Raw genomic sequence first — 8550 nt, forward strand, 5'->3', positions numbered from 1 at the left:
AAGCTAACGAGTTCAGGCCATTTGTGTTTTGGCACGTGTCGGCGCATCGTGAGATCATCACGAGTTCGCGGGGCGGCAGCGTCAGATGTGGATGAGGGACAGGGGACAGGGGTGGGGGGGCTCTTTCCGATGACACTCTCCCCCGCCTCTCTCCGCACCTTCCTCGCCGCCAACGCAGCGGCCATCGTCGCTGAACTCACCGCGGCACGCGGCTCGTCCCCCCGCGAGGCCGGCACGTTCATGCTGATCTCGCCGGAGGCGCAGATCGGCACCATCGGGGGTGGGGCGCTCGAGTATATGGTGATCGACCGGGCGCGGCAGGTGCTGCGGGCCGGTGAGCATGAGGACAGCCTCGATGTTCCGCTCGGGCCCGAGATCGGGCAGTGCTGCGGCGGTCGGGTGGATGTGGCGTTGAAGCGGGTGACGCCGGCTGAGACGCGACGTCTGGTGGCAAAGCTGGAGGCCGAGGCGGCGGCGCGGCCGCATGTCTACCTGTTCGGCTCCGGCCATGTCGGGCATGCCCTGGCCCGGGCGCTTTCGGCGCTGCCGCTGAAGGTGCATGTGGTCGATACGCGGCCGGACGAGCTCACCAACCTGCCGGAGAATGTCGAGACCCACGCCGTGGCGATGCCCGAGGCGGTAGTGCGCTCGGCGCCGCGGGGCAGCGGCTTTGTCATCCTGACGCATGACCATGCGCTCGATTTCCTGATCGCTGCCGAGGCGCTGCAGCGGGCCGATGCGCCCTATATCGGCATGGTCGGCTCGAAGACAAAACGGGCACGGTTCCGCTCCTGGTATCTGGGCGAGGGCTATCCGGCGGCGGCGCTCGAGCGGCTGGTGCTGCCGATCGGCGGCAAGGCCTTCCCTCAAGGGATTGGGGACAAGCGGCCCGAAGTCAGCGCGGCGCTGGCGGCAGCGGAAATTCTGGTCCACATTGGGGCGCGGGAAGTCGAAGATCTGAAGGCGCGGCCGGCCACAACGAAGACGTCGGGAGCCGTCCTTGGAGAGTAGCATTGCGCCGCGGCTGCAGCTGACCGGTATCACCAAGCGCTTCCCCGGCGTTCTCGCCAACGACAATGTTTCGTTCTCGGTCAGACCCGGCGAAATCCATGCGCTGCTCGGCGAAAACGGCGCCGGCAAATCCACCCTCGTCAAGATGATCTACGGCATCATGCAGCCCGATGCGGGTGAAATCCGCTGGAACGGCCAGCCGCTTAGCGTCAGTAACCCCAAGGCGGCCCGCAAGCTCGGCATCGGCATGGTGTTCCAGCATTTCTCGCTGTTTGAGGCGATGACGGTGCTCGAGAACATTGCGCTGGGGATGGACGCCAAGATACACGCGCGGGACCTCGAAGCGAGGATCCGCGAGGTGATGGAGCAGTATGGGTTGAAGCTCGATCCGCACCGCACCGTCTCCACCCTGTCGGTGGGCGAACGCCAGCGCATCGAGATCGTGCGGGCGCTGCTGCTCAACCCCAAGCTCTTGATCATGGACGAGCCGACTTCGGTGCTCACGCCGCAGGAGGTGGAGCAACTGTTCGTGGTGCTGCGGCAGCTGGCGGCCGAAGGCTGCTCGATCCTCTATATTTCGCACAAGCTGCACGAGATCAAAGCGCTGTGCGACACGGCGACGATCCTGCGCGGTGGCAAGCTGGTCGATACCTGCGACCCGAAGGTCGAGACTTCGCGCTCGATGGCCGAAAAGATGATCGGCGCCGGCCTCAAGGAGATCACCAAGCCGGCCGGCCGGTCGCTGGGGCAGGAAAAACTGGTGGTCAACCGGCTGTCGATCCCCGGTGCCGGGCCGTTCGGCATCGCGCTCAAGGACATCAACTTCACGGTTCGTGGCGGCGAAATCTTCGGCATCGCAGGCGTCGCCGGCAATGGCCAGAATGCCCTGCTGCTGGCGCTGTCGGGCGAAGTGCTGTCGGGCGATGCGGAGGCCATCAGCATCGATGGCGCGCCGGTCGGGCAGTTGCAGGCCAAGTCGCGGCGCCTCAAGGGGCTGGCCAGCGTGCCGGAAGAGCGCAACGGGCATGCGGCGGTGCCGGAATTCAGTCTTGCCGACAATACCATCCTCACCGCCCGCGACCGCCTCGGCATGGTCAGTGCCGGGCTGATCAAGGCCGGTGCGGCCAAGACCTATGCCGGTGAGGTGATCACCGCGTTTGCGGTCAAGGCGCTGGGCCCGGGCGCCACGGCGGGTTCGCTCTCGGGCGGGAACCTGCAGAAATACATCATGGGTCGGGAAATCCTGCAGAAGCCTGCCGTGCTGGTGGTCAGCCAGCCGACCTGGGGCGTCGATGCCGGAGCGGCGGCGGCGATCCACCAGGCGATCGTCGATCTTGCAGCAGCGGGGTCGGCGGTGGTGGTGATCAGCCAGGATCTCGATGAACTGCTGTCGCTGTGCGACACGCTGGCGGTGATCAACGAGGGGCGGCTGTCGCGGCCGATGCAGGTCGCCGGCGCCGATATCGAGGAGATCGGCCTGTTGATGGGCGGCATCCATGGCGAGGCGCCGACGACCCCGACTGCTGAGCTGGAGCTGGCCCATGCGCATTAAGCTCGAAAAGCGCCAGGAGCCGAGCAAACTGATGCAGGTGGTGACGCCCATCGCCTCGGTGCTGCTCACCATGGTGGTCGGCGTCGTGGTGTTCGACCTGCTTGGCATCGACGGGCAGCGGGCGGTGATCGACATCTTTCTGACGCCGCTGCTCGCCTCTTACAAATGGCAGGACGTGGCGGTGAAGGCCGCGCCGCTGATCATCATCGCGCTCGGCCTCTCCATCGGCAATCGCGCCAATGTCTGGAACATCGGCGCCGAGGGGCAGTACATCATCGGCGCGCTTTGCGCCTCCGGTGTCGGCATCGCCGCGGGCACGGCAGGCGGGCCGATCATCATCATCACCATGATCCTCGCCGGCATGCTCGGCGGCAGCGCCTGGGCCTCAGTGCCGGCGGCGCTGAGGACCCGCTTCGGGGTCAACGAAATCCTGTCGAGCCTGATGCTCACCTATGTTGCGCTGCAAGTGTTGAGCTATCTGGTCGGCGGCCCCTGGAAAGACCCCAACGGCCGCAATTTCCCGGCCACCGCGCCGCTGCAACCGGACCAGACCTTGCCGATCCTCTTCTCCGGCACCACGGTTCACCTCGGTGTCGCCATCGCTGTTGTGCTGCCATTCGTGTTCTGGCTGCTGATGTCGCGCTCGGTGTTCGGCTACCAGATCCGGGTCGTCGGCTCGGCGCCCAACGCGGCGCGCCATGGCGGGTTCGACGGCAACCAGACGGTCTGGCTCGCCATGCTGATCGGCGGCGGCATGGCCGGGCTCGCCGGCGCACTGGAGTTCGCCGGGTCGCTGAAGGCGATCAATCTCGGATTTCCCTCCGGCTACGGCTTCACGGCGATTATCGTGTCGTTCCTCGGCCGGCTGCATCCCATCGGCTGCCTGATTGCCGGCATCGTGCTTGCCGTCACCTATGTGGGCGGGCAGGTGGCGCAGACCACGGTGCATATCCCCAACGCCACCGCCGGCATCTTCCAGGCGATGATGCTGTTTTTCATCCTCGCGAGCGATATTTTCGTGCGCTATCGCGTGCGCTTCATCCCGTCGGCCAAGGCCGTCGTGCAGCCGGCACCGGGGGAATAGGCCATGGATTTCCTCATCGCGGCCATCATCACCATCGTCGGCATCTCCACCCCGATCCTGTTGGCCGGGCTTGGGGAACTGGTGGTCGAGAAGTCCGGCGTGCTCAATCTGGGCGTCGAAGGCATGATGCTGGTCGGCGCTATCGCCGGCTTTGCCGCTACCGTACTCACCGGCAACCCGTGGCTGGGGGTGATCGGCGCCGCCGTTGCCGGCGCGCTCGCGGCGTCGCTGTTCGGCTTTTTCGTCCTGACGCTCAACTCGAACCAGGTGGCGACAGGGCTGGCGCTCACCATTTTCGGCACCGGGCTCAGCTCGCTGATCGGGCTCAGCTTCGTCGGCCGGATCGTGCCGCAGTTCGGCTCGGTGTTTCCGCCCGAGCTGGCGCGCGACCCGCTCCTCAAGGTGCTCTTCGGTTATTCGCCGGTGGTGTATTTCGCGCTGATCATGGTGTTCGCGGTCGGCTGGTTCCTCAAGTCGACCCGCGCCGGGCTGATCCTCAGGGCGGTCGGCGAGAACGACCTCAGCGCCCATTCGATCGGCTATTCGGTGATCGGGGTGCGCTACGCCGCGGTGGCCTTCGGCGGGGCGATGGCCGGGATCGGCGGGGCCTATTTCTCCATGGTGATCACCCCGATGTGGGCCGAGCGGATGACCGCCGGGCGGGGCTGGATCGCCCTGGCGCTGGTGTTGTTCGCCGGCTGGCGGGCCGGACGGCTGCTGGTCGGCGCGATCTTTTTCGGCGTGCTGATGTGGATGGAACTCAACGCCAAGGCCGGCGGGCTCTCGTTCCTCTCCTTCGCCCAGTACATCCCGTCGCAATTCTGGGCGGCCATGCCCTACCTGATGACCGTTGTGGTGCTGACGCTGATCTCCATGCGGGATCGGGTCGGCCTCAACGCGCCTGCTTGCCTCGGCAAGCCCTTTCTTCCCGCAACGTAGAAACGCCAACAACGTAACAGGAGACGTCCATGGCAAATCTCAATCGCCGCCACTTCATCGCTGCCGCAGGCGCGGCCGCCGCGGCCGTGCCGCTCGCCGGCGGCACCGCCTTCGCCCAGGAAAAGATCAAGATCGGCTTCATCTTCCTCGGGCCGATCGGCGACTATGGCTGGACCTGGGCCCACAACAAGGGCCGTGAGGCGGTCGATGCGGCGCTCGGTGACAAGGTCGAGACGATCTATGTCGAGAACGTCGCCGAGGACGCGTCGGCCATTCCGCTGATCCGCGACCTGGCCCAGCAGGGCTGCAAGCTGATCTTCACCACCTCCTACGGCTACATGGACCAGACCATCACGGTGGCGGCCGAGTTCCCGGACGTGAAGTTCGAGCACTGCACGGGCTTCAAGCGCGCCGATAACGTCTCGACCTACAACTCCAAGTTCCACGAAGGCCGTGCCGTGCTCGGCACCATCTCGGGCAAGTTGAGCAAGTCGGGCACGCTCGGCTATCTCGGTTCGTACAAGGTGCCGGAAGTGGTGCTGGGCGTGAACTCGTTCCTGCTCTCGGCGCAGAAGCAGAACCCGGATGCCAAGCTGAAGCTGGTGTTCATCGACAGCTGGTTCGACCCGCCGAAGGAGGCCGCGGCCACCGAGACGCTGATCAACCTTGGCTGCGATATCGTCACCACCCACACCGACAGCCCGGCGGCGCTGCAGATTCTCGAGCAGAAGGGCCTCTATGGCTTCGGCCAGGGCGCCGACATGTCGTCGTTCGCACCGAACGCCCACCTCACCGCGATCGAGGACATCTGGGGCCCGTATTATGTCGAGCGCGTGCAGGCGATCGTCGACGGCACCTGGGCGTCGGCCGACACCTGGGACGGCATGAAGGAGGGCACCGTGGTGATCTCGCCTTATAACAAGGCGGTTCCTGCCGATGTCGTGGCGCTCGCCGATGCCGTACAGGCCGGCTACAAGGACGGCACCTACGACATCTTCACCGGCCCGATCTACGACCAGGACGGCAACCTCAAGGTCGAGGAAGGCAAGGTCATGACCATGGCCGAGCTCGCCGTGATCGACTGGTTCGTCAAGGGCGTCGAAAGCGCTGCCTGATTTCGCCTTGAGCTGACAGGAGGCGGACGCGAGTCCGCCTCTACCTTTGTGTGTAGACTGCCCCTCACCCGGCGCTGCGCGCCACCCTCTCCCTCAAGGGGAGAGGGAAGAGGGGCGGGGTTTCGCCGCCGCCCCTCTCCCCTTGAGGGAGAGGGTGCCTCGCTTAGCGAGGCGGGTGAGGGGCAGTACCGAACTGAGGCAATCAAGACGATGACCGACACCGCAATCTTCTGGGAATGGCTGAGTTTCGCGGTGCGCTGGACGCATGTGATTACCGCCATCGCCTGGATCGGCTCCAGCTTCTATTTCATCGCGCTGGACCTGGGGTTGCGGAAGACGCCTAGCCTGCCGCCGCTGGCGCATGGCGAGGAGTGGCAGGTGCATGGCGGCGGCTTCTACCACATCCAGAAATACCTGGTGGCGCCGGATTTCCTCCCCGAGCACCTGACCTGGTTCAAGTGGGAGAGCTATTTCACCTGGATCTCCGGGTTCATGCTGCTGGTCGTCGTCTACTATTTCGGCGCCGACCTGTTCCTCGTTGACCGGCACGTGCTGGATCTGCAGGCCTGGCAGGCGATCCTGATTTCGCTCGGCTCGATCGTCCTCGGCTGGGTGCTCTACGACACGCTGTGCAAATCGCCGATCGGCAACTCGACCGGCGGGCTGATGGTGGTGCTGTTCGCCATCCTCACCGCGATGAGCTGGGCCTATACGCAGGTGTTCACCGGCCGCGCCGCCATGCTGCATATGGGCGCCTTCACCGCGACCATCATGGCGGCGAACGTCGCGATGATCATCATCCCCAACCAGAAGATCGTGGTGGCGGATCTCAAGGCCGGGCGGGTGCCCGACGCCAAATACGGCAAGATCGCCAAGCAGCGCTCGCTGCATAACAATTACCTCACCCTGCCGGTGATCTTCTTCATGCTGTCGAGCCACTACCCGCTGGCTTTCGCCACGCCGTGGAACTGGCTGATCGCCTCGCTGATCTTCCTCGAGGGCGTGCTGATCCGGCACTTCTTCAACACCAGGCATGGCCGCAAGGGCAACCCGACCTGGGTATGGCCGCTGGTGATCGTGATCTTCCTGCTCTGCGCCTGGCTGTCCAGCGGACCGAAGCTGCCGACCGGGGCCGAGACCGTGCCATCTCCCCAGGCAACGCTGCTGATGCAATCGCCGCATTTCAGGGCGGCGTCCGAGGTGGTGCTGGGCCGCTGCAGCATGTGCCACACCGCCGAGCCGGTATGGGAGGGCATTGCTGAAGCGCCCAAGAACGTCATTCTCGACAATGACATCGCCATCGCCAACCACGGCGAGCAGGTGGCGATCCAGGCGGGTTACTCGCACGCCATGCCGCCGGGCAATGTCACCGACATGACCGACGATGAGCGGGCGCTGCTGGTGGCCTGGTTCCGCGGGGACGCGCAGTGAAGATCACTATCCTTCGCGGGCGGGTGCTGAGCTTCGTTGCGGAGCCGCAGGGCCGCGACGATCACGCCGCGTATCGCTACATCGAGGACGGCGCGGTGGTGATCGGCGACGGCAAGATCCTGATGGTCGGGGAGTGGAACGAGCGCGCCGCGTCGCACCACGCCGCCGCCGAGATCATTGATCACCGCCCGAACCTGATCCTGCCCGGCTTCATCGACCCGCATATCCATTTCCCGCAGATGCAGGTGATCGGCGCCTATGCGGCGGCGCTGCTCGAGTGGCTCAACACCTACACTTTCGTCGAGGAACAGCGCTTCGGCGACGAGGCGCATGCCACCCGCATCGCCTCGCGCTTTTTCGACGAACTGGTTCGGCACGGCACCACCACGGCGGCGGCCTATTGCTCGGTGCACCCGCAATCGGTCGACGCGTTTTTCGGCGAGGCCGAGAAGCGCAATATGCTGATGGTGGGCGGCAAGGTGATGATGGACCGCAACGCGCCATCCGGGCTGCTCGATACGCCGCAATCCGGCTACGACGACACCAAGGCCGGGATTGCCAAGTGGCATGGGCGGGGCAGGGCGCACTATGCCATCACGCCGCGCTTCGCCATCACCTCGACGCATGAGCAGATGGCGATGGCCGAGGCGCTGGCGCGGGAGTTTCCCGACCTCCACATCCAGACCCATGTCTCGGAGAACCTCGCCGAGATCGCCTATGCCAACGAGCTGTTCCCCAACTACGGCGACTATGTCGGGATCTATGAGAAGTTCCACCTGCTCGGCCCGAAAACCCTGCTCGGCCACTGCATCCACCTGAGCCATCGCGAAACCGAGGTGATTTCCGAGACGCGCTCGGTGGCGGTGTTCTGCCCGACCTCGAACCTGTTCATCGGTTCGGGGCTGTTCGACTATGACCGCCAGCACGAACGCGGCGTGCGCATCGCCACCGCCACCGATGTCGGCGGTGGCAGCTCCTATTCGATGCTCCGCACCATGGACGAAGGCTACAAGGTGATGCAGTTGCGCGGCCAGCGGCTGACGCCGTTCCGCTCGTTCTTCCACATGACGCTGGGCAATGCCCGGGCGATGAGCCTCGACGGGTGTATCGGCTCGCTCGAGGCGGGCAAGGAAGCCGATATCGTGGTGCTCAACTCCAGCGCCACGCCGCAAATGGCGCTCCGCATGGAAACCTGCGGCTCGCTCGAGCAGGAGCTGTTCCTGTTACAGACCTGCGGCGACGACCGGGCAGTGGTCGAAACCTACGTGATGGGCAAGCCGATGAAATCGGCACTCGCCGCCTGATCCGAAGGTGACGCGGATTGCGCTGTTTGGGGGATTGCGCTGGGTCGGAAAAACGGTGATGCCGGTTCGCGGGTATCGCAGGCGTCGAGGTCGTCGCCTCCCTCCCCCTTGAGG

General features: G+C 65.2%; 7 protein-coding genes. All 7 read left to right on the forward strand.

Features of this window, described 5'->3' with window-relative positions:
* Positions 1 to 129: 129 nt before the first annotated feature.
* The 7 genes from xdhC to guaD all read left to right on the forward strand — a co-directional run bounded on the left by xdhC (position 130) and on the right by guaD (position 8436).
* Complete coding sequence (xdhC, locus tag VW23_RS17335; RefSeq protein ID WP_069910802.1) at positions 130 to 1011, forward strand: xanthine dehydrogenase accessory protein XdhC; 882 nt, start codon at positions 130 to 132, stop codon at positions 1009 to 1011.
* A complete protein-coding gene (locus VW23_RS17340; RefSeq protein ID WP_244513637.1) occupies positions 1001 to 2563 on the forward strand; it encodes an ABC transporter ATP-binding protein in 1563 nt (520 codons plus the stop codon). The genes xdhC and VW23_RS17340 overlap by 11 nt, the downstream gene beginning before the upstream one ends.
* On the forward strand, positions 2553 to 3647 hold the full coding sequence (locus VW23_RS17345; protein WP_069910803.1) for an ABC transporter permease: 1095 nt from the start codon (positions 2553 to 2555) through the stop codon (positions 3645 to 3647). The genes VW23_RS17340 and VW23_RS17345 overlap by 11 nt, the downstream gene beginning before the upstream one ends.
* A 3-nt stretch (positions 3648 to 3650) precedes the next feature.
* Positions 3651 to 4586 carry an ABC transporter permease gene (locus VW23_RS17350; RefSeq protein ID WP_069910804.1) on the forward strand — a complete coding sequence of 312 codons (936 nt, stop codon included), beginning with the start codon at positions 3651 to 3653 and terminating at the stop codon, positions 4584 to 4586.
* A 29-nt stretch (positions 4587 to 4615) separates the two neighbouring features.
* Positions 4616 to 5701, forward strand: a complete 1086-nt coding sequence (locus VW23_RS17355) for a BMP family ABC transporter substrate-binding protein (protein WP_069910805.1) — start codon at positions 4616 to 4618, stop codon at positions 5699 to 5701.
* A gap of 210 nt (positions 5702 to 5911) precedes the next feature.
* Positions 5912 to 7132: a urate hydroxylase PuuD gene (locus VW23_RS17360; protein WP_069910806.1), complete on the forward strand. Its 1221-nt coding sequence runs from the start codon at positions 5912 to 5914 to the stop codon at positions 7130 to 7132.
* Complete coding sequence (gene guaD, locus VW23_RS17365) at positions 7129 to 8436, forward strand: guanine deaminase (protein WP_069910807.1); 1308 nt, start codon at positions 7129 to 7131, stop codon at positions 8434 to 8436. The genes VW23_RS17360 and guaD overlap by 4 nt, the downstream gene beginning before the upstream one ends.
* The last annotated feature ends 114 nt before the right edge of the window (positions 8437 to 8550 follow it).

The organism is Devosia insulae DS-56 (genome assembly GCF_000970465.2).
Classification (GTDB): Bacteria; Pseudomonadota; Alphaproteobacteria; order Rhizobiales; family Devosiaceae; genus Devosia_A; species Devosia_A insulae.